General features: G+C 51.8%; 17 protein-coding genes. 7 read left to right on the forward strand and 10 right to left on the reverse strand.

Annotated features, from left to right (window positions below):
• The first annotated feature begins 194 nt into the window (after positions 1-194).
• The 3 genes from ettA (at position 195) to FCN78_RS10485 (ending at position 3,498) form a co-directional block, all read left to right on the forward strand.
• Complete coding sequence (gene ettA / locus FCN78_RS10475) at positions 195-1,862, forward strand: energy-dependent translational throttle protein EttA (protein WP_077659710.1); 1,668 nt, start codon at positions 195-197, stop codon at positions 1,860-1,862.
• A gap of 201 nt (positions 1,863-2,063) precedes the next feature.
• Complete coding sequence (locus FCN78_RS10480) at positions 2,064-2,444, forward strand: PilZ domain-containing protein (protein WP_069362779.1); 381 nt, start codon at positions 2,064-2,066, stop codon at positions 2,442-2,444.
• Between the two features lie 49 nt (positions 2,445-2,493).
• Positions 2,494-3,498, forward strand: coding sequence for a M23 family metallopeptidase (locus FCN78_RS10485; RefSeq protein WP_069362778.1), 1,005 nt, complete (start codon positions 2,494-2,496; stop codon positions 3,496-3,498).
• 111 nt (positions 3,499-3,609) lie between these two features.
• Here the strand turns inward: FCN78_RS10485 and radA are convergent, their stop codons facing one another.
• Entirely contained in the window at positions 3,610-4,986 is a 1,377-nt protein-coding gene (radA, locus tag FCN78_RS10490; protein WP_046075145.1) for a DNA repair protein RadA, read from the reverse strand.
• A 124-nt stretch (positions 4,987-5,110) separates the two neighbouring features.
• Between radA and FCN78_RS10495 the strand changes: the two genes are divergently transcribed.
• Positions 5,111-7,468: a PilZ domain-containing protein gene (locus tag FCN78_RS10495; protein WP_162274077.1), complete on the forward strand. Its 2,358-nt coding sequence runs from the start codon at positions 5,111-5,113 to the stop codon at positions 7,466-7,468.
• Positions 7,469-7,605: 137 nt separating this feature from the next.
• Here the strand turns inward: FCN78_RS10495 and serB are convergent, their stop codons facing one another.
• Entirely contained in the window at positions 7,606-8,577 is a 972-nt protein-coding gene (gene serB / locus FCN78_RS10500) for a phosphoserine phosphatase (RefSeq protein ID WP_077659708.1), read from the reverse strand.
• Between the two features lie 129 nt (positions 8,578-8,706).
• Here serB and FCN78_RS10505 point away from each other — a divergent pair, with 129 nt between their 5' ends.
• A complete protein-coding gene (locus FCN78_RS10505) occupies positions 8,707-9,291 on the forward strand; it encodes an AhpA/YtjB family protein (protein ID WP_069362774.1) in 585 nt (194 codons plus the stop codon).
• Between the two features lie 89 nt (positions 9,292-9,380).
• Here the strand turns inward: FCN78_RS10505 and FCN78_RS10510 are convergent, their stop codons facing one another.
• From FCN78_RS10510 to prfC, 7 genes are all read right to left on the reverse strand, one after another.
• Positions 9,381-10,601: a phosphopentomutase gene (locus FCN78_RS10510; protein WP_077486525.1), complete on the reverse strand. Its 1,221-nt coding sequence runs from the start codon at positions 10,599-10,601 to the stop codon at positions 9,381-9,383.
• 11 nt (positions 10,602-10,612) lie between these two features.
• On the reverse strand, positions 10,613-11,944 hold the full coding sequence (gene deoA / locus FCN78_RS10515) for a thymidine phosphorylase (protein ID WP_069362772.1): 1,332 nt from the start codon (positions 11,942-11,944) through the stop codon (positions 10,613-10,615).
• Positions 11,945-12,009: 65 nt separating this feature from the next.
• The gene (gene deoC / locus FCN78_RS10520) at positions 12,010-12,786 is read right to left on the reverse strand and encodes a deoxyribose-phosphate aldolase (RefSeq protein WP_077458803.1); all 777 of its coding nucleotides are present in this window, start codon (positions 12,784-12,786) and stop codon (positions 12,010-12,012) included.
• Between the two features lie 366 nt (positions 12,787-13,152).
• Positions 13,153-13,323, reverse strand: a complete 171-nt coding sequence (locus tag FCN78_RS10525; protein ID WP_069362770.1) for a XapX domain-containing protein — start codon at positions 13,321-13,323, stop codon at positions 13,153-13,155.
• A 161-nt stretch (positions 13,324-13,484) separates the two neighbouring features.
• Positions 13,485-14,771 (reverse strand): NupC/NupG family nucleoside CNT transporter, encoded by a 1,287-nt coding sequence (locus FCN78_RS10530; protein ID WP_069362769.1) that lies wholly within the window; start codon positions 14,769-14,771, stop codon positions 13,485-13,487.
• Positions 14,772-14,981: 210 nt separating this feature from the next.
• Positions 14,982-15,752 (reverse strand): TatD family hydrolase, encoded by a 771-nt coding sequence (locus FCN78_RS10535; protein WP_077659707.1) that lies wholly within the window; start codon positions 15,750-15,752, stop codon positions 14,982-14,984.
• A gap of 284 nt (positions 15,753-16,036) precedes the next feature.
• Entirely contained in the window at positions 16,037-17,626 is a 1,590-nt protein-coding gene (gene prfC / locus FCN78_RS10540) for a peptide chain release factor 3 (RefSeq protein WP_069362767.1), read from the reverse strand.
• Positions 17,627-18,041: 415 nt separating this feature from the next.
• Between prfC and pnp the strand changes: the two genes are divergently transcribed.
• Both pnp and nlpI read left to right on the forward strand, forming a co-directional pair.
• On the forward strand, positions 18,042-20,180 hold the full coding sequence (pnp, locus tag FCN78_RS10545; RefSeq protein ID WP_069362766.1) for a polyribonucleotide nucleotidyltransferase: 2,139 nt from the start codon (positions 18,042-18,044) through the stop codon (positions 20,178-20,180).
• Between the two features lie 68 nt (positions 20,181-20,248).
• Entirely contained in the window at positions 20,249-21,127 is an 879-nt protein-coding gene (gene nlpI / locus FCN78_RS10550; protein WP_069362765.1) for a lipoprotein NlpI, read from the forward strand.
• Positions 21,128-21,218: 91 nt separating this feature from the next.
• On the opposite strand, the gene FCN78_RS10555 is transcribed toward nlpI, so the two are convergent.
• The gene (locus tag FCN78_RS10555; RefSeq protein WP_077659706.1) at positions 21,219-23,327 is read right to left on the reverse strand and encodes a sensor domain-containing protein; all 2,109 of its coding nucleotides are present in this window, start codon (positions 23,325-23,327) and stop codon (positions 21,219-21,221) included.
• Positions 23,328-23,364: the final 37 nt, after the last annotated feature.

Consider the following 23,364-nt stretch of genomic DNA (forward strand, 5'->3'; position numbering starts at 1 on the left):
TGACGAATGTGTCACATTCAGCATGTGTGACAACGAATAGACAACAATCGCATCAGCAAATTCCCTCGCGCTTTGGCAAATGGTTTGCTGCCCATGGGCTATATTACCCACCGAATATGACAATCACTGTTAAACTTGGCAAAGTTAACGTTAGAATAGTGTCTTTTACACCACAACGAGTAGCGTGAGCAGAAATGGCTGAGTACGTATATACCATGTCGCGGGTGAGCAAGATCGTGCCACCTAAGCGCCAAATTCTTAAAGATATTTCTTTGTGTTTCTTCCCAGGCGCCAAAATTGGGGTGCTAGGCCTCAACGGGGCCGGTAAATCGAGTCTATTGCGCATCATGGCCGGTATCGATACCGAAATTGAGGGTGAAGCCCGTGTGCAACCAGGCATTAAAATTGGCTACCTTCCGCAAGAGCCAGGGCTAGACGAAGACAAAACCGTGCGTGAAACCGTTGAAGAGGCGGTCTCGGATGTGAAAGATGCATTGACGCGTCTCGACGCTGTCTACGCAGCCTATGCCGATCCTGACGCCGACTTCGATGCCTTGGCGCAAGAGCAAGGTGAACTGGAAGCCCTGATCCAAGCCAAAGATGGTCATAATCTTGATAACGCGCTAGAGCGTGCCGCCGACGCCCTGCGTCTGCCGGAGTGGGATGCGCAAATCAAAAACCTGTCTGGGGGTGAGCGCCGCCGTGTGGCGATTTGCCGTTTGCTACTCGAGAAGCCTGATATGCTGCTACTCGACGAGCCAACCAACCACTTGGACGCCGAATCAGTGGCATGGCTAGAGCGCTTCTTGGTCGACTATACCGGCACGGTTGTGGCGATTACGCACGATCGCTACTTCCTTGATAACGCCGCTGGTTGGATCCTTGAACTAGACCGTGGTGAAGGCATCCCTTGGGAAGGCAACTATTCATCGTGGCTTGAGCAAAAAGACGTGCGCTTGAAGCAAGAAGCCTCCCAGGAAAAAGCGCGCCAGAAAACCATTGAGAAAGAGCTTGAGTGGGTACGTCAAAACCCGAAAGGCCGTCAAGCCAAATCAAAAGCGCGTATGGCACGCTTTGAAGAGCTTAACACCTCCGATTACCAACGCCGTAACGAGACCAATGAGCTGTTTATTCCACCCGGCCCACGCCTGGGTGATAAAGTCATTGAAGTTAACAACCTCACTAAGTCATTTGGTGATCGCGTATTGATTGACGATCTGTCTTTTAGCGTCCCGAAAGGCGCTATCGTCGGTATCGTTGGTCCCAATGGTGCCGGTAAATCCACACTGTTCAAAATGCTCAGTGGTACCGAAACACCGGACGCAGGCACCGTAGAGGTCGGTGACACCGTACAATTGGCCTCGGTGGATCAGTTCCGTGATAGCATGGACGACAACAAAACCGTTTACGATGAGATCTCGGAAGGTGCCGATATTATTCGCATCAATAACTTTGAGTTACCTGCGCGTGCTTATGTCTCTCGCTTTAACTTCAAAGGGAGCGATCAACAGAAACGTATCGGCGATTTGTCCGGCGGTGAACGCAACCGCGTCCACCTGGCTAAGCTATTGAAAGCAGGCGGCAACGTCCTGCTGCTTGATGAGCCAACCAACGATCTGGACGTTGAAACTCTACGCGCCTTGGAAGAAGCCCTGCTCGAGTTCCCAGGCTGCGCCATGGTGATTTCACACGACCGCTGGTTCCTTGACCGTATCGCCACCCACATCCTTGACTATCGTGATGAAGGCCAAGTGAATTTCTTTGAAGGTAACTTTGCTGAATACACCGATTGGTTGAAGAAAACGCTGGGCGCACAAGCGGCTGAGCCGCACCGCATCAAATACAAGCGCGTTGCCAAGTAACGCCGCACTAATGAGGGCAGCCAACGCTGCCCTTTTTATGGTCTCCCAGCAGGTAAAGCGGCTCGCAACAAACCGCACTCCATCCGCTTTCTTACGCAAGAACACCAAAAAATGTTTCAGAATCGATACGTCCGCGCAGATTATTAGGTCGCCCGCCATGCATCGCCTACACTTAGTTCAAAGGATTGAGGAGATGCGATCATGCCAGAGCGTAGAAAGTTTTCCCGCGTGATGTATCGTGCCCCCGCGATACTCAAGCAAGATGAACAGGCGTGGCACGCGCAGGTTCTCGACTTGTCTCTCAAGGGTGTGTTGCTCAGCCGTCCTGAGAACTGGCAAGCAGACCCGCAACACACAGCATTCTCGTTGGTCTTTTACCTGCATGACTCTGACGTAGAATTAGACATGGACTGCATTCTGGTCAATAACTGCGAGAATTATCTCCATCTTTATATTGATCACATTGACATTGATAGTGCCAGTCATTTAAAAAGGCTCGTTGAACTCAACGTTGGCAACGATGAACTCCTTCATCGTGAGCTAGCGCAGTTGACCGACCCAATGGCAGAGTCAGAATCGTAACGCCACATCGTCATGGGCGGTATCAAACGCAGGCCAGCAGTAACCAGTCATGACAGATCATATTCATATCGCCATCTCACACCCAAATGGTGTGAAGCATTATACGCTTTGCCCTACCCGTAAAAAGGTAGTGCAAACCTTGGCGTTAGTCGTGCTGGCCGTTCTCACCGTGACCTTTGCCAGCCTCTATTTACTCTCCGAGCGTTCCACTGAAGCCGAAGCCGCGGTTAACCGGTTACGTGAAGAGCGTGCTGCATTGAATAACGAAGTGGCCATGCTGCAACAAAAGCGTGATGAGCTGTCACAAACCATCGAGAACAAAGATGTCGAGCTGACTGCACTGACGCAGCGCGTGGTGACAGTGGAAGATATGCTGGGGCTGCAATCGGTGGCCAAAGACGCCTCACTGACCCATCGGCTTGATGTGGCGGCAATTAACTCCGCTGTGCGCTACACCATGCTTCAGCTCATTCCTAATGGTAAACCGATTCAAAGTTATCGCCGTTCATCTGGGTATGGTTCACGCACGCACCCAGTAACGGGCAAAGAAAAATTCCACATGGGGTTAGACTTAACCGCAGACATCGGCACTCCGGTGTATGCCCCGGCCGATGGCGTGGTGGAGTATGTCAGACCCAGCCGCCGCAAAGGCTATGGTAATTTTGTAAAAATAGACCATGCCTTTGGCTTTATGACCCTCTACGCCCATCTTGATAAGTTTAATGTGCGAAGTGGGCAGTTTGTAAAGAAAGGCGACTTGATAGCCTGGTCGGGTAACACGGGTTTATCCACTGGCCCTCATTTGCACTACGAAGTCCGCTTTTTAGGACGAGCGCTGAATCCGCGCCGGTTTATTAAGTGGAGTGCTGAGCAGTTTGATACCTTGCTCGAAAACGAGAAGCGCGTCAGTTGGGGACATTTAGTCGCGGTAGTGGAAAACTTGGTCGAAACTCAGGTACAAGTCGCCAATATGCCCGACGCTGAGCCGCCACTGAGCACCGCCCAGCAGCGCGAAGCCGATGTGCAAACCACACCGACAAAAGCCTCAATGTAGTAGAAATAATAGAGTCGTAGAGGTAGTAGAGCGATGATAAAACCGAGCGCCTTTGTTCGATCAACGGGCCGTATCATCGCCCACCACTTCGCTATTGGTACTTGCGTACGACTACAAGTCTTCTAGCACATCCAGGGCGTCGGAGAGTTTGCTAACGCCATAAACCGTCATCCCTTCAATACGCTGTTTCGGCAAGTTGGCTTTGGGCACGACTGCTTTTTTAAAGCCATGTTTTGCCGCTTCCATCAAGCGCTCTTGCCCACTTGGCACTGGGCGAATTTCTCCCGCCAAGCCGACTTCGCCAAAGACCACCAGCTCTCTCGGCAGCGGGCGATCCCTAAAGCTCGATATCAGCGCTAACAACAGGGCAAGATCGGCACTGGTTTCGGTGACTTTAACCCCGCCAACCACATTAACAAACACATCTTGGTCAGACATTTGCAGCCCACCGTGTTTGTGTAGAACGGCCAGAAGTAAGGCAAGACGGTTTTGCTCTAGTCCCACCGCCACCCGGCGTGGATTGGCCAATTGTGAATAATCGACCAAGGCTTGTAACTCTACCAGCAAAGGGCGAGTTCCCTCCCACACCACCATCACCGAGCTACCGGAGGTTTGCTCCTCACCACGTGAAAGGAAAATAGCGGAGGGGTTACTGACCTCTTTTAAACCCTGCCCAGTCATCGCAAACACACCAAGCTCGTTGACCGCACCAAAGCGGTTTTTATGACTGCGTAGCGTGCGAAAACGGCTATCGCTGGAGCCATCAAGCAAAATAGAACAATCAATACAGTGCTCCAGCACCTTGGGGCCGGCCAGCGTGCCATCTTTAGTCACATGCCCCACCATGAAAATCGCCACATTGTGTTGTTTGGCATAGCGCGTCAATGCCGCGGCAGACTCCCGTACCTGTGACACGCTGCCGGGCGCAGATTGCACATCCGCGACATGCATCACCTGTATCGAGTCAATCACCATGATTTTCGGTTGTTCTTTTTTGGCCACCTGACAGATGGTTTCCACACCCGTTTCTGACAACAGCTTCAAGCGGTCTTTGGCAAGCCCGAGTCTATCGGCGCGCATCGCCACTTGCTGTAATGACTCTTCCCCTGTGATGTACAAGGTCGGCAAATGGTGTGCGAGCCCCACCATGGTTTGCAACAGCAAGGTACTTTTCCCTGCGCCCGGGTTACCACCAATCAAAATAGCGGCCCCTGGGACGATCCCCCCGCCGAGCACACGATCCAGCTCTTTAAAACCACTGCTCAGGCGTGGCACTTCTTGTAGGTCGATATCCTGCAGGGTTTGGACTTGCCCCTCGGCGCTGCCTGCATACCCGGCATACTTTTCATTGCGCGCGACCTGAGGCGACGCCGCTAGCCTCACCTCTGTAATGGTGTTCCACGCGCCACAGGCTGAGCACTGCCCTTGCCAACGGGGAAAATCCGCGCCACAGTCGTTACATACGTAGGCTCGTTTTGTTTTTGCCATTCGCTCTCCAAGACGTATGATGTCAGCTAATTCACAAAATGATTGCTATCTTATTAATTATTCCGACACTTTTTCGAATCGGTGCCGTTATTATATTAAGGACAATACTTTACCAGACTTTGCCATGAAGCAGGATGATTACCAGGGACTGATTGAGCAGCTGCTTCCGATGTCCCAAACCCCCAAATTTGAGGTGCTGCTCGATAAGCTCACCGCTAACGAGCCAAGCTCTGCCAAACTGCTGATCAAAATGGAGATCAGACGTTTAATGACGCCATGCAATCGTGCCATCGATCTGCGTGGCAAAGTCGATGGTGAATGTCATCAATACGAGCTAAACGGCCAAACACATTGGCTAGATGATGTGGCGATTAACCACTATTACGAGCGCTTGCCTTTATACAATGGACAAATGACCCAAGGCTTGTGGGAAGATTTGCACAACACCCCTAATAACTTTCGCGTCAAACACGAACAAGAGAAACACACTCAGCAACAAGGAAAAGGCCCAGTCAGTGATACGGCCCAAGCGGCATTGTTACCCGAGAAACTCACCTTTGGCCGTTATTTAGCGCGTAGTGAAAGCCGCATCCATTTTGCTACCCAAGTATTAATAACACTGAATACTGGGTATGAGGTACATGGGGTCACCAGCGACTTGTCTAATTCAGGGTGCCGAGTGCGTGTCCCTGCAGCATTCGATTATCCGCCTAGCGCTGAAGTATTAGTGCAGTTCACCGCGCTGGGGCAAAAGTATCAAGATCCCGATCTTGAGCAAGGGTTGAGTTATCGTATTATTGGCGTCGATCAAAACAAAGAGTCCACCAGTAGCGTGTGGTTGCGGCTGCGGCTTGACACCAGCAGTGACGCGATTAAGCAAGCGCTCGATACAGAAATGGCCTCACCCGACTTTCGTGGCAAACAAGATGGTGAGGACAAGCTACTCACCCTCAAGCTGCAAAGCTATGAACAGTCCTTTTTGCACCATACCAGTGTGCTACCGCTTTACTTTGCGCAAGACAAATTAGAGTACGTATTACAAACGCGGCAAAATCGGGAGCTATGGGATTACTGGCACGACAGCCGCAATCAACCCGTCATTAATCATATTTTTGATGCAAAGCGTTTGGCGTTACTGCAAGTGGAAGGAGCGTCAACCAGCCAGCTATTGTTATATTGCTTTTATGTAGAGAAAGACAAGCAGCGTTTCTTCTATTCTGCCTCGCCCAGCGAAATGAGCGAAGATGAGCGCCACCTGTTCTGGCAACTGGGTGCCAAGAGTCCTTCATGGCGGGTGTTGAAGGTGACCATGTCAGCCATTAATGCGGGTGACATTGAGCGTTTGCAAGATGTATCTCCGGACTGGCTTAACACATTAAAAACCCTCACACACGTCGCGTTGGTGCAAGATGTGACTCATACCGAAAGCAAGGATAGTTATTTATCCCACCCCAAACCGTCGTTATCCAGTCAAGCCTTGCGACGCTTTTTACACCAACGTAATCCAGTGTGCGCGGCACAGTTAATCTCATCTGATAGGCAGCCCCAACGTCGTGAACCACGTTATGCCTATCGCTCTGAGGTCTCATTGGTGCATCCAGAACAGGGGGCGCTGAAGGGAAGACTGGTCGATTTTTCCTCGGGGGGCTTGAACCTGAAACTGGCGCAGCCTTTTCAAGGGGCGAAAGATGACTTGGTGTCTGTATCACTCGATGCGTTTGTCAATATTGACCCGCGCGCACCGTTAGTCGACATGCCGTATCAGGTGATTCGAGTGAGCCCCAAACGCGATAATATTCAACTCAAGCTCACCACTGAAGCGCCCAACACCCGTCGTCGCCAGTATCTTCGCCGCTTGATTGAGCACAACCTCGACAAATTGACCGTGCTGGATGAACGTTTGCCCGACCCTCCCTTGATTTGGGCCATGCACCAATTGCTGCTCACGCGCCTAACCGTGCAGCCTTATTTTGTTCGACGTGATAACGGTGTACTCTCGGTGCCTGCAGTGGGTATCAACCTGCCTCCCAGCCGTTTGCACCGCTTTCTCGAGCGCGCAGGCGGCGGTCGCCAACTGTCTTTTTACCCGGTGTTCGGGGATAAGATTCTCACCCGTACCCATGAAGTCACACGCCCTTCGCAGCCTCTGAAAGAGCTGGTACGCGAGTACTTCGTCTGGATAGACATGAAAGATGACAAGGTGCGTGCGGTGCATACCTTTGCCGATAGTGAGTTTGAATCTGACGACGCGAGACGTAAGTTCATCCAGTTGGCGCAAAAAGGCGGGGCGTTTGCCGTGCTACGCAACCGGATGACACCGCTGGCCCATGCTGAACAAGATATTGATGCCACCCAGTTATCCAGCTTGCTCAAACGCGATACCCACAAAGCACGCCAACTGGAAGACGAATTTGTTGCCTTGTGTGCCTACGGTGAGTTGGTCGATGTGACCGATGAAGTGCTAATGCGCCTGGGACGATAACCACAGGCGACGCACTCGTCAGCACGATATCGACCGCGGCAATAGCAAAGAGAGAGCGGCATCCAGTAGGTGCCGCACCGAGAGGGTGCCACACCAAGTGGGTGCCACACCAAGTGGGTGCCACAAGGTTGCGCTTATTAGCGTGGCTGCCAGCTAATCCGATCGCGCATACTGGCAGAGAGCACACACAACACACCGCCCAACCACGCATGTTTGACCGCCGCTTGCGCTTTCGCATTGACTTTGGGCTTCGCATGATAGGCAATACCAAGGCCAGCGGCCTCCATCATCGCCAGATCATTGGCGCCATCGCCAACGGCTAAGGTGTTCTCCGGCGCAATATCGTACTTTTGCGCCAACATGGTCAACACATCCGCTTTTCGTTGTGCATCCACCACTGCCCCGTCTACTTCGCCGGTCAATTGACCATTTCTGACCCCAAGCTGGTTCGACGCCGCATAGTCCAAGCCTAATTGCTGCTGTAGGTGATCAGAAAAATGGGTGAAACCTCCAGAGGCAATCGCCACATACCAGCCGTGGGCTTTTAAGCTGGCCACGAGATCCGCCATTTCTGGCATCAACGGCAACTGCGCTTTCACTGTCTCAAGTATCGCCGCGTCAGAGCCTTTCAAGGCCGCCACGCGTTGACGTAAGCTCGCCTCAAAATCAAGTTCGCCCAACATGGCACGCTCGGTAACCGCAGACACCGCCTCTCCAACCCCAGCGAGTGCCGCAATCTCATCAATACACTCTATCTCTATTGCGGTGGAGTCCATGTCAAACACCGCCAAACCAGGTCTGCTTAAATCCGGCAGGGCCTGTAAATCGGCACAGTCAAGCGCGAGTGCATCAATCACGGTACGATGCTCATCCGTCAGTTCACCACGGATCAATAACACCTCATACGGCCCAACACGCCAGCCGTCGACGACCTCAACGTCATCACCGGTAAAAAAACGGATATCGTCGAGCTGACGGGGGTCGATGACCTCACCAAACACAATCCATCCCCCTTGCCGGCGGCGCGAGAAAGCAGACGTCGTCATCGTTGGGAAACGGCGGTAAAGTTGCGGTGAACGGTGAATTGCCAAGGGGTTGGCCTTATCCATGGTCAATATTTTCCTTTCGATTTCCAAGCAAGCTTGGTCAATGAATCAATCACAATGAGGCTGTGATACCATAAAAACCGTAGTAAGCTCCAGTGCTAATTGATCCTGTTTATCTGGCTTGAGGAAGGTATGTTTTCAATTTCGCGCAAAACACTACGGCGGGTGACCTGGTGGGGAATGTTGCTCACCACGATCGGTGCTATTGCCGCCTTAATGCTTTACAGCACCACACTCAGCCAGCGCCAGTATCAAGCGCTATATCAGCAAACCGATCAATTAGCCCAGCTGATGACCCGCCAGGTGGGGGTGCAAGCCTATGATGCCTTGGTTGATAAGAACTATCAGCCTCTGCAAACCATGGCCAATGAACTGGCAACCGAGCCGCTGATCCGTGATGCCAGCTTCTATCAGCTCAACGGCAGTCCTGTGGTGCGCTCAACGAATGCTTTACCACTGGAAACCGCCGTCGGATTAACCACCCCACTGGGGCTAGAAAGCCAAGGACGACAGCAGCTGATGACGCCGATAAGCCGTGGTGGCGATATTGTCGGGTTTCTCCGTCTCACCGTTGAGCATCACTCGGTTATCAATGAAGCCAAAAAACAGCTGCAATCGAATATGACCGAATTCCGGCTCCTCATTGGCCTCGCTCTCTTGCTGGGGGCATTATTGATGACCATGCTCACTCGTCGTTCTGCGCGTTTATCTTGGTAAAACGGCAAAATACGGCGACCAGAGCGAGAAACCGAGATAAAAAAAGAGATGGCCGTTCGCCATCTCTTTTTATCTGGGGGGTCAACGCGTTATAGGAACGACTTGCCGTAATCCATTGGCGACACATCAAAGTATTCCGCCAAGGACTGGCCAATATCCGCGAACGTTTCGCGACGACCGAGTGAACCCGCAGGCACTTTTTTGCCGTAGACCAGTGCAGGGATATGCTCACGGGTGTGATCAGTGCCAGGCCAGGTTGGATCGCAACCATGGTCAGCCGTTAGCAATAACACATCGTCTTCTTCAAGCATGTCCATGATTTCCGGTAGGCGACGGTCAAAGTATTCCAACGCCGCCGCATAGCCAGCTACGTTGCGGCGATGGCCGTACGCCGAGTCAAAGTCGACAAAGTTGGTGAACACCAAGCTGTTGTTACCTGCTTCTTTGATGGCGTCTTTGGTTGCATCAAACAGCGCTTCTAAGCCTGTGGCTTTGATTTTCTTGGTGATACCGCAGTGCGCGTAAATGTCCGCAATCTTACCAATCGAGATCACATCACCACCTTTTTCGTCCACCAGCTTTTGGAGCACGGTAGGAGAAGGTGGCTCGACAGACAAGTCACGGCGGTTACCGGTGCGCTCAAACTGGCCTTTCGCTGGCCCGATGAAAGGACGGGCGATCACGCGACCAATGTTATAGTCTTCCAGCTCTTCGCGCACGATCTGGCACAACTCATACAGGTTATCGAGCCCGTAGGTTTCCTCATGGCACGCAATTTGGAACACCGAGTCCGCCGAGGTGTAGAAAATCGGCTTCCCAGTTTTCATATGCTCTTCGCCCAGATCGTCCAGCACTTGAGTGCCCGACGCATGGCAGTTACCAAGATAGCCAGGTACACCCGCTCGCTCAACAATGCGATCAAGCAGATCTTGCGGGAAGCTGTTGGTTAAGTCTGAGAAGTAACCCCAGTCAAACAACACAGGCACACCAGCAATTTCCCAGTGGCCAGATGGGGTGTCTTTACCAGAAGATAGCTCTTTGGCGTGCGCGTAGGCACCGATAATCTCTGCATGTGAGTCTAAGCCTTCTGGGAAGTAACCTGACGACTCTTCACACGCTTTACCCAAGCCCAACTTGGTCATGTTAGGCAAAGACAAGGGGCCTTGACGATCCGCATTATCCGCTTCGCCCTTCGCACACGCTTGAGCAATGTGGCCCAAGGTGTTTGCACCTTGGTCACCGAATTTGACGGCGTCTTCAGTGGCGCCAATACCAAATGAGTCTAAAACTAATACAATTGCGCGTTTCATGATCGCCTCCATTAGACGTCTTGTAAGCTGATGCGACGATAAACGTCTGGTGTTGCACTCGGCGCCTCATCAGCGACTTTCACTGCGGCTCGCACCGCATTCGCCGCTTGTTGCCATTGCTCTTCAGTCTGAGCGTGGAGCATGGCGAGCGGGGTGTGCTCATCCACTTGTTGCCCCAGACGAATCATTTCGTTCAACCCAACGGCATAATCAATTTTATCGCTGGCAACCCGACGGCCACCACCTATTTCTATAATAGCCATGCCCAATGCCCGTGTATCCATGGCATTGGCAATGCCTGATTGCTCGGCATAGACAGGTTTAATCACGGATGCAGTCGCCAGATATTGATCCGGCGACTCAACAAAGTCAGCCGGCCCGCCTAGCCCTGCAATCATTTTGGCAAAACACTCGGCAGCGCGACCGCTGTCCAGTGCCTGATCCAATTTTTGTTTTGCTTGATTCACATCGGTTGCCAGCCCACTGACCACCAACATGTCGGCGCATAGCGCCATGGTCACATTGTACAAACGTGGATTACGGTAGCGCCCGGTGAGAAAATCAACGGCTTCTTTCACTTCTAAAGCGTTGCCTGCCGACGATGCTAACACTTGGTTCATGTCCGTCAGCAAGGCACTGGTTTTAGTACCAGCGCCGTTGGCCACTCCCACAATCGATTTGGCCAACGCCTCTGAATCTTCATACGTTGGCATGAACGCGCCCGATCCCACCTTGACGTCCATGACCAAGGCATCCAGGCCTGCGGCCAGTTTTTTCGACAAAATCGACGCGGTGATCAAAGAAATATTATCTACCGTGGCCGTGACGTCACGGGTGGCATACACGCGTTTATCCGCAGGCGCTAACGAGCCGGTTTGCCCTATGATGGCGACACCGGCGTCACGGGTCACCTCCCCAAACACTTGGTTGCTTGGCATGATGTTATAGCCAGGAATCGATTCTAGCTTATCCAGCGTGCCCCCAGTGTGGCCCAAGCCGCGACCTGAGATCATCGGCACATAGCCACCACACGCCGCCACCATGGGACCCAACATCAACGAGGTCACATCACCGACCCCACCGGTTGAATGTTTATCAACCACAGGACCATCAAACTGCATGTGAGACCAATCTAAGGTCATGCCAGAGTCGCGCATCGCACAGGTCAATGCCACACGCTCATCCATGGTCATATCATTGAAGTAAATCGCCATCGCAAACGCAGCAATTTGACTTTCCGACACCGAATCGTTCGCCACACCCTGGATGAACGAATAAATTTCTTCTTTGCTTAACGCGAGGTTGTCGCGCTTCTTACGGATAATCTCTTGAGGTAAGATCATACATCCTCCTTACCGGCCAATGGGCAAGGTTCACCTTGCCCATGGTGTCGAGTGACAATCAGCGGTTAATAACCGCCTTCTGCTGCTTTTTCACCTTCACCTAAGGTGTGCAACAGATTTGCCAACAGGCTCGATGCACCAAAGCGGTAATGACGGCTGTCAGCCCATTGCTCGCCGAGAATGCGATCTGCCATCGCGAGGTATTGTTGCGCGTCTTCCGCCGTGCGCACGCCACCCGCAGGTTTAAAGCCAACCGTATCAGCCACGCCTTTATCGTTGATCACGTTGAGCATGATCTCCGCCGCTTCTGGGGTGGCATTCACCGCCACTTTCCCCGTGGAGGTTTTGATAAAGTCAGCGCCTGCATCAATGGCAATCTCAGACGCGCGCTTGATCAGTGCCTCGCTTTTCAGCTCACCGGTTTCAATGATCACTTTAAGTAATACGTCGCTGCCACATGCGGCTTTACACTGTTTGACCAGCTCAGCACCCACTTGTTCGTCACCCGCGATCAGCGCGCGATACGGGAACACCACATCGACTTCATCGGCGCCATATGCCACCGCGGCTTTGGTTTCTGCCACCGCAATATCAATATCATCATTGCCGTGTGGGAAATTGGTCACGGTAGCGATGCGCACCTCAGGGGTGCCTTGTTCGCGCAGTGTTTTCTTGGCGACAGGGATAAAGCGCGGATAGATACAAACTGCTGCTGTGTTGCCAACGGCGGTTTTCGCGTTCTGACACAGGCTGATCACCTTTTCATCGGTATCATCATCGTTCAGTGTGGTCAGATCCATCAGTTTTAGTGCGCGTAGGGCCGCGGTTTGTAATTCGTTCATTAGTTATCTCCAGTCCTCATTCTTTTGCCAAACAGGTATCGGGTTGGCCACTGTATTAACAACCGGTTTAGTTTTCCGGTCATTGCTCAGCGGACTTGGCTCCATGAAGTTTGAGGCTGGACATCGCGCCGCCTTCAACCAACCATCCTTGTTGCCGCGTGCAAATACCTGGGTATTTGCGGTTTCGCCGTTGGACGTTTCTGATTGGGCTAGCCACACCTTGTTGCTAACCATGAGAGGAAAATAAGGATTGTGGCGCCAGCAAACTTTGACGGCGTTCACTTATTTTACCAACGCCGTTTCAGCAAAACTAGATTTTACCGTTTATGTTGAAAAATACACTGTTGCGCGGTGGAACCAATCTTTCTAACTGAAAAAACGCGCCACAATCCACTGATAGCCGACGCCGCCCAAATACACCCCGACAATGCCCATCACCCCGGATAAGACAGGCGGTGCGGGGATGGGGAGTTTGATCGCACTAAACAATACGCCCACTAAAAAACCGGCCACGAGGGCGAGAAGAATTTCCTGCATGGTTTTACCTTATGTTGTCACAAGCCTCTATTGATGAGTATACACCCCTCAGCAAGGACGGGTGGTTGAAGCATACTCATAACGTAAGCCCAATAAAAAACGCCACACAGGCAGTCTGTGTGGCGTTTTGCTTAACACGGTGTGCTATCGCGATAAGACGATTAGCCCGCCAGCGTCAAGGTGACAAATAGACCCGCAATGGTCGCTGCCATCAAGTTAGACAAGGTACCGGCGATCACCGCTTTTACACCGAAGCGTGCAATTTCTGGGCGACGGTTTGGCGCGAGGCCACCCAAGCCACCCAGCAAGATAGCCACAGACGACAAGTTAGCGAAACCACACAGAGCAAACGAGATAATCGCTTTGGTTTTCTCTGTCATTTCCATACCTGTTGCTGCAACAACTTGCGCACCATCACCAAGGTATTGCGTGAAGTTCAAGTAAGCCACGAATTCGTTAACCACGATCTTCTGACCGATGAAAGAGCCTGCGACCACCGCTTCTTCCCATGGCACACCGATAAGGAATGCAAACGGTGCAAACAGGTAACCCAAGATCAGCTCCAGCGTGATGTCTGGGTAACCGAACCAGCCACCGATACCGCCTAGCATGCCGTTAATCAGGGCAATCAAACCAATGAACGCAAGTAGCATCGCACCAACGTTAAGCGCCAGTTGCATACCTGATGAAGCGCCGCCTGCGGCTGCATCAATCACGTTCGCTGGCTTCTCTGCGCCTTCAGCGGTCGCGTCAGCCATCTGCTCAACCGGCTCGTCGGTTTCAGGTTTGATGATTTTCGCAAACAGTAGACCACCTGGTGCGGCCATGAATGATGCCGCAATCAAGTACTCAAGCGGAACCCCCATAGAGGCATAACCGGCCAGTACGCCACCCGCAACCGAGGCCAAACCACCACACATGACCGCGAACAGCTCTGACTGCGTCATACGAGGTACGAATGGACGGATCACCAAGGGCGCTTCAGTTTGTCCAACAAAGATGTTAGCCGTTGCTGACATAGACTCGGCACGTGAGGTACCCAGTGCTTTTTGCAGACCACCACCGAGCACGTTGATCACAACCTGCATAATACCCAGGTAGTAAAGCACGCTGATCAGTGAGGAGAAGAAGACAATGACAGGAAGAACTTTCAGTGCGAAGACGAAACCGCCACCGCCGAACAGTTCAAACATTTTGTCAGAAACCAGCCCACCAAAGATGAAGCTGATCCCTTCGTCACCGTATGCGATGACGTTAGCAACGTATTGTGATGCGCCGTACAGAATGTCGCGTCCGACATCGACATAGAGTACGAAAGCACCGAAAAAGAGTTGGATAGCAAATGCGCCACCCACGGTACGGAGGTTAATGGCTTTGCGGTTATCGGAAAGAAGAACTGCTATCCCTAGCAGCACAACCATCCCAATCACGCTCATCAGCAGGCTCATAATATTGGCATCCTCAAAGTAAAAAGTTGGCGTCTCGACAAAGTGGAATTTGGCTTCCGGGGAGGGATTATACGCATCGCAGTCACATTAAAGTAATATTCCAATCACAGTTCGCTGTAAAACTATTTTGTAATGCATCAATAAGTATGACTTTGATCTAGTTTTGTGAGCTTATGCAACCGCAAACGTTTGTCTTTTGCCCGTTCCCGCTCAATCAAAGCCAAACAATCTTTCAGCGTTGTCTGATGTTTCGGTCATGAGATGATCTTTATCACAGCCTTTTAACTCAGCAACCACATCAGCAACCCTTGATACCTGAGAGGGGGTGTTCGGTTTTCCTTGAAATCCGGCCAAAGGCATGTCGGGGGCATCGGTTTCAAGGACGAGGTGCTCCAAAGGTAGCTGAGCAATGGCGCGGCGGGTCTTTTGCGCGCGAGAATAGGTCACCGTGCCGCCTACCCCGAGCATCAAGCCCGCATCAATAAACTGTTTACCCTGCTGTTCACTGCCACTGAACGCATGTAACACCCCGCGTATCCCTGGATAGGCTTTAACCGCGCGTAATAATGGGTTATGCGCTTTGCGGCTGTGCAGAATGATGGGGAGATCATAGTGGCGTGCGAGCCAGAGCTGCCCCTCCAATAGCGCGTGCTGGCGCTGCTGAGCGGTATTTTGGTTCGCGACAACAAAGTCGAGCCCGGCTTCCCCGACGGCGACACAACGCGTAGGGCGCGCGCTCAATGCCCGTTCCAGTTTATCCAGGCTGGTGTCCGTGTGAGCATCGAGAAAACATGGGTGTAGTCCCAATCCTGCATATACACCATGCAGACGTTCAGTCAGCGACAGCACCGCCGACCAGTTATCCTCGCTAACACTAGGGACCACCATCCGCGTCACGCCTTTTTCGCGTGCCGCCTGCCAGTACGACTCTGGTGCCTCACGAAACGGAGAAAAATCAAAATGGCAATGCGTATCAATCATGCTGAGACGTTGGTGGGGTCGGTGTTTTTTCTGAACGCTTGATAGGCACACAGCTTCGGCGGTTATCCTCGCCAAGCCCCATTCGCAGGCACCAGGCATCGTAATGTGCCACCCAACGTTTAATCCTCGCTATCATCATTATTGGCATCCTTGCTTTGTCAACTTTATGCCATTAAAAAGCCGTCTAGTTACAGACGGCAGTATAGCATGGCGTGAAAGAGGAGAGCGTCATCGCTATCCGGTGCACGTTTGTAATAACCGGGCGACCCCACCCTCTCCCCCGCTTAGTGTTCGCGGGTCGCTCTGAGATCAATATCCGGGAAGCGCTCTTGCGTGAGGTTTAGATTAACCATGGTCGGCGCAATGTACGTCAAGTTGTCACCGCCATCCAAAGCCAAGTTCGCTTGGTTTTTACGCTGAAATTCGTCCAGCTTCTTCTCGTCATCACACTCTACCCAACGCGCGGTGGCGACATTAATCGGCTCATACAAGGCATCCACGTTGTATTCGGCTTTCAAGCGTGCCACTACCATATCAAACTGGAGCACACCGACCGCACCGACAATTAAGTCGTTTGATTGCAACGGACGGAACACCTGTACCGCACCTTCCTCAGACAGCTGAATCAAACCTTTAAGCAGCTGCTTTTGGCGCAATGGATCTTTGAGACGGATCCGACGGAAAAGCTCTGGGGCAAAATTCGGGATCCCCGCAAATTTCAGATCTTCTCCTTGAGTAAAGGTATCGCCAATTTGAATGGTGCCATGGTTGTGCAAGCCAATAATATCACCCGCAAACGCATCTTCAGCCCGTGACCGATCTCCTGCCATAAAGGTCACCGCATCGGAAATATTGATTTGTTTACCGAGGCGCACATGACGCAGTTTCATCCCTTGCTGGTATTTCCCAGAGACAATACGCATAAAGGCAATCCGGTCACGGTGGCGTGGATCCATATTGGCTTGAATTTTAAATACAAAGCCGGAGAACTTCTCTTCGTCAGCCTTGACTTCACGATCATGGGTTGGGCGCGCCATGGGCTTGGGTGCCCACTCGGTCAGACCATCCAACATATGGTCCACACCAAAGTTACCCAGTGCGGTACCGAAGAAAACAGGCGTGAGTTCACCGCTTAAAAACAGTTCATGGTCAAACGCATGAGACGCGCCCATCACCAGTTCCAACTCGTCACGCAAATCTTGCGCAATGTCTGCACCAATCGCCTCATCCAACTCAGGATTATTCAAGCCTTTAATGATACGCGCATCCTGGATGGTATGGCCTTGGCCTGATTGATACAGAATGCTTTCGTCACGATGAATATGGTACACACCTTGGAAGCCTTTCCCGCAACCAATCGGCCACGATACCGGCGCACACGCAATATTGAGCTCACTTTCTACTTCATCAAGCAGCTCCATTGGGTCGCGAATATCACGGTCAAGTTTGTTCATAAAGGTAATGATCGGAGTATCACGTAAACGGGTGACTTCCATCAGCTTACGGGTACGATCCTCGACACCTTTCGCCGCATCAATCACCATTAAGCACGAATCGACCGCGGTCAGTGTCCGGTACGTATCTTCCGAGAAATCCTCGTGCCCTGGTGTGTCGAGCAGGTTCACTAAGCAGTCGTTGTAAGGAAATTGCATCACCGAGGTGGTGACAGAGATACCACGCTCTTTTTCCATGTCCATCCAATCAGACTTGGCATGTTGGTTAGAGCCACGCCCTTTCACGGTTCCCGCCGTTTGAATGGCACGTCCGAATAACAGCACCTTCTCGGTGATGGTGGTTTTACCCGCATCTGGGTGCGAGATAATCGCAAACGTGCGGCGTTTATCAACTTCCTGTTGCAGCAGTGTATTTGACATAGAGGTTATCTTCTTGTTGGCTTCAGGCGGCAATCAGGCGCCAGCTGAGAGGGTCATTCACAAAGGTGGCGTATTTTCGCTGATCTTGTAGTCAGCTTCAATTCACAAATCTGACTTCGCCGTGTTATCTGCATCCGTTAGGGTCAATATTGCTTGCCAAACCCATCACAAATGTTGCCATTTGACCGCCTCGTGGTGTCGTTATCGGCCAAGCACGTGTATAATTAGCGCCACTTTCAGCTGTCACACAGTCAACAACGTCGACCATAAGGTCGCGACTATTGACAGCATACTGCCCAAGCAGGCCAAACACCCGCGCAGCCTGCTGTCATTAGTCGCGATGGTGAGCAGCTGAAAGCCGACACTTAGTGAGATAAACCAACGGGTTTATCCCTCAGCAACAAGGAAATAATCTGTGAATCCAATCGTAAAAACATTCCAGTACGGCAATCATACAGTGACATTGGAAACGGGCGTGATGGCACGTCAAGCCAATGGTGCTGTTATGGTTAGCATGGACGATACCTCGGTATTCGTTTCTGTGGTCGGTAAAAAAGAAGCGGCTGAAGGCCAAAGCTTCTTCCCATTGACGGTTAACTACCAAGAGCGTACCTACGCGGCAGGTAAAATCCCAGGTGGTTTTTTCAAGCGCGAAGGTCGCCCTTCTGAGTCAGAAACCCTGACCGCACGTCTGATTGACCGCCCTATCCGTCCGCTATTCCCGGACTCGTTCAAAAACGAAGTCCAAGTGATTGCAACCGTCGTATCTGTTAACCCAGCGGTGAGCCCTGACATTGTTGCCATGCTGGGTACCTCGGCAGCACTCGCTATCTCAGGCATCCCATTCAACGGCCCCATCGGCTCGGCGCGCGTCGGTTACATCAACGATGAACTCGTGCTTAACCCAAGCCCAGCAGAGCTAGACGACAGCAAGCTTGACCTTGTGGTCGCCGGTACTGAAGGTGCGGTACTGATGGTAGAGTCTGAAGCGGATCGCCTAAGCGAAGAGCAAATGCTACAAGCGGTGATGTTTGGTCATGAGCAACAGCAAACCGCGATCAACGCAATCAAAGAATTTGCCGCCGAAGTGGGAACGCCTACTTGGGATTGGCAAGCGCCAGAAGTGAACGCTGCGCTACAAACCCGTGTGGCTGAAATGGCACAAGGCCCATTGGCTCAGGCATACCAAATCACTGAAAAAATGGCTCGTTACGAGCAGATTGGTCAAGTGAAACAGGAAGTAGTGGCTGCACTACTCGGCGAAGACGAGACCTTGGATGAGCGTGAAATCCTAGGCATGCTCGGCGACTTGGAAAAGAAAGTCGTACGCAGCCGCATCATTGCCGGTGAACCACGTATTGATGGCCGTGAGAAAGACATGGTTCGCGCCCTCGACGTGCGTACGGGCGTATTACCACGTACACACGGCAGCGCCTTGTTTACCCGTGGTGAAACGCAAGCGCTAGTCACCGCGACATTGGGTACTCAGCGTGACGCGCAAACCATTGATTCTATCATGGGTGAGCGTCAAGAAGGCTTCATGCTGCACTACAACTTCCCTCCTTATTGTGTGGGTGAAACCGGTTTTGTTGGCTCACCAAAGCGCCGCGAAATCGGCCATGGTCGCCTAGCCAAACGCGGTATTGCTGCTGTGATGCCAAGCCAGGACGACTTCCCGTACACACTGCGTGTGGTCTCTGAGATCACCGAATCCAACGGCTCTTCCTCAATGGCATCTGTCTGCGGCACATCGCTTGCGCTGATGGATGCCGGTGTACCGGTGAAAAAATCCGTAGCCGGTATCGCCATGGGTCTGGTGAAAGAAGGCGACGATTTCGTTGTGCTTTCCGACATCTTAGGTGATGAAGATCATCTCGGTGATATGGACTTTAAAGTGGCCGGTACGGATGACGGTGTCACTGCTTTGCAGATGGACATCAAAATCGAAGGGATCACTAAAGAGATCATGCAAATCGCATTGAACCAAGCTAAAGGCGCACGTTTACACATCCTCGATGTGATGGATCAAGCCATCGGCTCGGCACGCGACGATATCTCTGAGTTCGCGCCTCGTATCCACACCATGAGCATCAACCCAGATAAGATCCGCGATGTCATTGGTAAAGGTGGCGCCGTGATCCGTCAGCTTACCGAAGAAACTGGCACCACCATTGAAATCGACGACAACGGCACAGTGAAAATTGCGGCCACCGACGGTGAAGCTGCCAAAGATGCCATTTCACGCATCGAAGCACTCACTGCAGAAGTCGAAGTGGGCCGTATCTATACCGGTAAGGTTCAGCGTATCGTTGACTTCGGTGCCTTCGTCTCAGTGATTGGCGGCAAAGATGGTCTGGTTCACATTTCTCAAATCGCTGATCAACGCGTTGAGAAGGTGTCTGATTATCTCGAAATCGGCCAAGAGGTAGACGTGAAAGTGCTGGAAGTTGACCGTCAAGGTCGCATCCGCTTGAGCATGAAAGAAGCGTCGGCAGAACAAGCCCCCGCCGCTGATGCTGCACCAGCAGAAGAAGCACCAAGCACTGACGCTTAAAGTCATATCGTCATTCATGGTATAAAGGGGGCTGAGGCCCCCTTTTTTTTACACGGAGATGCGCCTTCATGACCATTTTTACTCAGCCACGGGCGGGATTTTATAAGCCTCTGGCTATTCTGGCGCTGTTATTATTGACCGGCTGTACCAGCCAGTGGACCTTTCCTCCTATGGCCGTCCCCTTACAGCCCACGCTGCAACAGGAAGTGCATCTGGCACGTATAGACCAGCTGCTTGCCCGCGATGATTTGAGTGACGATGCACGCGCACAGCTGCATTATGAGCGTGGACTCATGCATGATAGCTTAGGGATGCGCGACTTGGCGCGATTGGATTTTAATCAATCGCTGTCACTCAAGCCTGATCAACCTGATGTGTTTAATATTCTCGGCGTCTATTTTACCCAAAATGGCCACTATGATGCTGCCTACGAGGCCTTTGACTCGACGTTAGAGCTGGATAATAGCCACAGCTATGCCGCGCGTAACAGAGGCATTGCCCTTTATTACGGGGGGCGCTATCGCCTGGCCCATCAAGACTTACTCCATCACTACCAAGAAGATAGCGACGATCCTTATCGCCTCATTTGGCTTTATTTAGTGGAGCGCGATTGGAAAGGGGAAACCAAAGCGCAACAAGCGCTAGCAACGCGGAAAGCGAATGCGGAGACCGCGGGTTGGGGCTGGCAGCTTGTCGATATGTACCTCGGTGAGCTCAGCGAACGTGAGCTGCTAGAGCAACTTGCCTCGCAAGGTGAAGACAATGAACGGCTCGCAGAACGTTTATGTGAAGCTTACTTTTACCTTGCTAAACGCTATCAATTCCAAGGCGACAAGGATCGCGCCGTGGCATTGTATAAGCTTGCCATGTCAGGCAACGTGTATGAGTTTGTCGAACATCGCTATGCGTTACTTGAGCTCAATCGGCTCGCCTACCGTCGGCCCTAGTATTTCATTCCTGAGCGCCTCAAAAATAAAAATAGAGCAGGCTCACTGCTCTATTTTTGATCCTGAGTAATACCAACCAATAGGTATCCGGTTAGCTTGTCTGCGCACTGGGTGCCAGTGCCTGTGGAGGTTGCTTGTTGGGCTTACTTTTCAGCAATAGCTTTTCAAACTCATGCTTGGGCATGGGCGAGTGAAAATAATAACCTTGAATGGTGTCACAATGCAGGTTAGTGAGCACTGACGCCTGCTGACGGGTTTCGACCCCCTCTGCCACCACGGTCATTTCCATGGCTCGGCCGAGATGAATAATGCTTTCCACCAGCGTCACCTGTTTACTCAAAGCATCCATATCGTGAATAAACGCGCGGTCAATTTTAAGCTCATCAAGCGGAAAACGAGCAAGGTAAGACAAGGATGAGTAGCCCGTGCCAAAGTCATCAATCGAGAGGGCAAAGCCCAGTGACTTAATCGCATTGAGCATATTCAGCGCATGCTCATCGTTTTTCATCACCGCGCTTTCCGTTAACTCAAAAGTAATATCTTCTGGTTTCGCTCCCGTGGCTTTAATCAGCTTTTCCATGTGCTCGGTCAGCTTGGGGCTGCTAAATTGCTCTGGCGATAAGTTAATCGCCACTCGCCCCGGCAGCATGCCTTGTTGACGCCAGCGACGCACGTTTTGAAAGACCTCGCGCATCACATGGCGTCCAAGCGCTTCAATCAGTCCGCAGCGCTCTGCGACCGGAATAAAACGCCCAGGACTGATATAACCCTCAACCGGATGTTTCCAACGCACCAAGGCTTCAGCACCGTTGATACGATAATCACTGGCACTGACCTTAGGTTGATACCAGACTTCCAGGCCGTTGTTTTGTAAGGCCTTTTGTAGCTCGATTTCCAACCAAAGCCGCATCCGTGCTTCTTTACTCATGCTGTCATGATAGGCGACCACTCGGTTTCGGCCTTGCTCTTTGGCCTCATACATTGCGGTATCGGCATTTTGCAGCAGCTGACGCGCGTCTTTACCATCATCGGGATAACGCACCATTCCCACTGAACACGCCAGATACTTGCTAAAATAATGCAGCTCAAAAGGCTGGCTAATCGCACCGACGACTTTGTCGGCCAGTTGATCAGGCGCGTCGTCCGTTGCGGGCTTAGGCAGCAGCACCGCAAATTCGTCACCGCCTAAGTGGCCAACAATGGTATCCGCCGAGAGCAAGGCGCGTAAACGCTGAGCAATATCCTGAAGCACACGATCGCCAACATGGTGTCCGAGAGAGTCATTGATATTTTTAAAATTATCGACATCAAGGTACAGCATCGCCAACGGCGTTTGTGCTTTGATCAACCTATCCAACTCTCGGCTGAAGCCATAGCGGTTATACAGACCGGTCAAGGCATCCGTATAAGCGGATTGTTGCTCACCGATTTTGCTGGCATCCTCTTTTTCGGTGGGTTTTAAGCGCTTAACCGACGAGTCAGTCGTTGTCGGTTGTAGACGCAGCATATGCGCTTTTTTGCCCAAAAGATGGATGGGTGATTGGCTCACCGTCAGCGGCGCGCTGTTTTTTGCACTCACTACCGACACACCTTGCTCAAGCGGCGTACGCGATAGGCTGTCAATGGTGCTAGACGCTTTCTCTGTCGACACGAGATAGTCTGATAAAGGCTCACCCACCAACGCATCGAGACTTCCGACGCCCAATAACCCAGCGGCTGCAGGGTTCGCTGATAATATACAGCCATCTTCAACCACACAGCAGCCATCATCGATAAGTTGACTAAGACGGTGGTATTTTTCCTCCGCCTCTTCGAGCGCACTGGCTAATACTTGGCGTTCGGATGTATCTGCGGCATGAAAAATCACGCAGGGCTTGCCACTTTCATCAGCGACATTCGGCAAGGGGGCAACACTGAAGTGAAAGCTAGTGCTATGGTAGTTATCAGTAAGAAGCACCTCTCCCTCGGCGCATTCACCCCGTCGGGCTTTGTCATAATGTGGTTTGACCGACTGATAAAACGCCTCGCCTAGGGTATCGATATCGGATAACCCCTTTAACGACGGCAAGGCCAAGCCAGACAGCTCGCTATAGCGTTGGTTGGCGTAAAGGTAGCAATCATTGCTGTCGAGAATGGCAAAAAGGAACGGACTATTATCGGTTAAGCAGTAGAACCAATCATTTAACGACGATATTGGCATGAAAAGCTCACATCTGGAAATCACTCTCGACCATCTC

Origin of the sequence: Salinivibrio kushneri, assembly GCF_005280275.1 — a bacterium.
In the GTDB taxonomy this organism is placed as follows: Bacteria; Pseudomonadota; Gammaproteobacteria; order Enterobacterales; family Vibrionaceae; genus Salinivibrio; species Salinivibrio kushneri.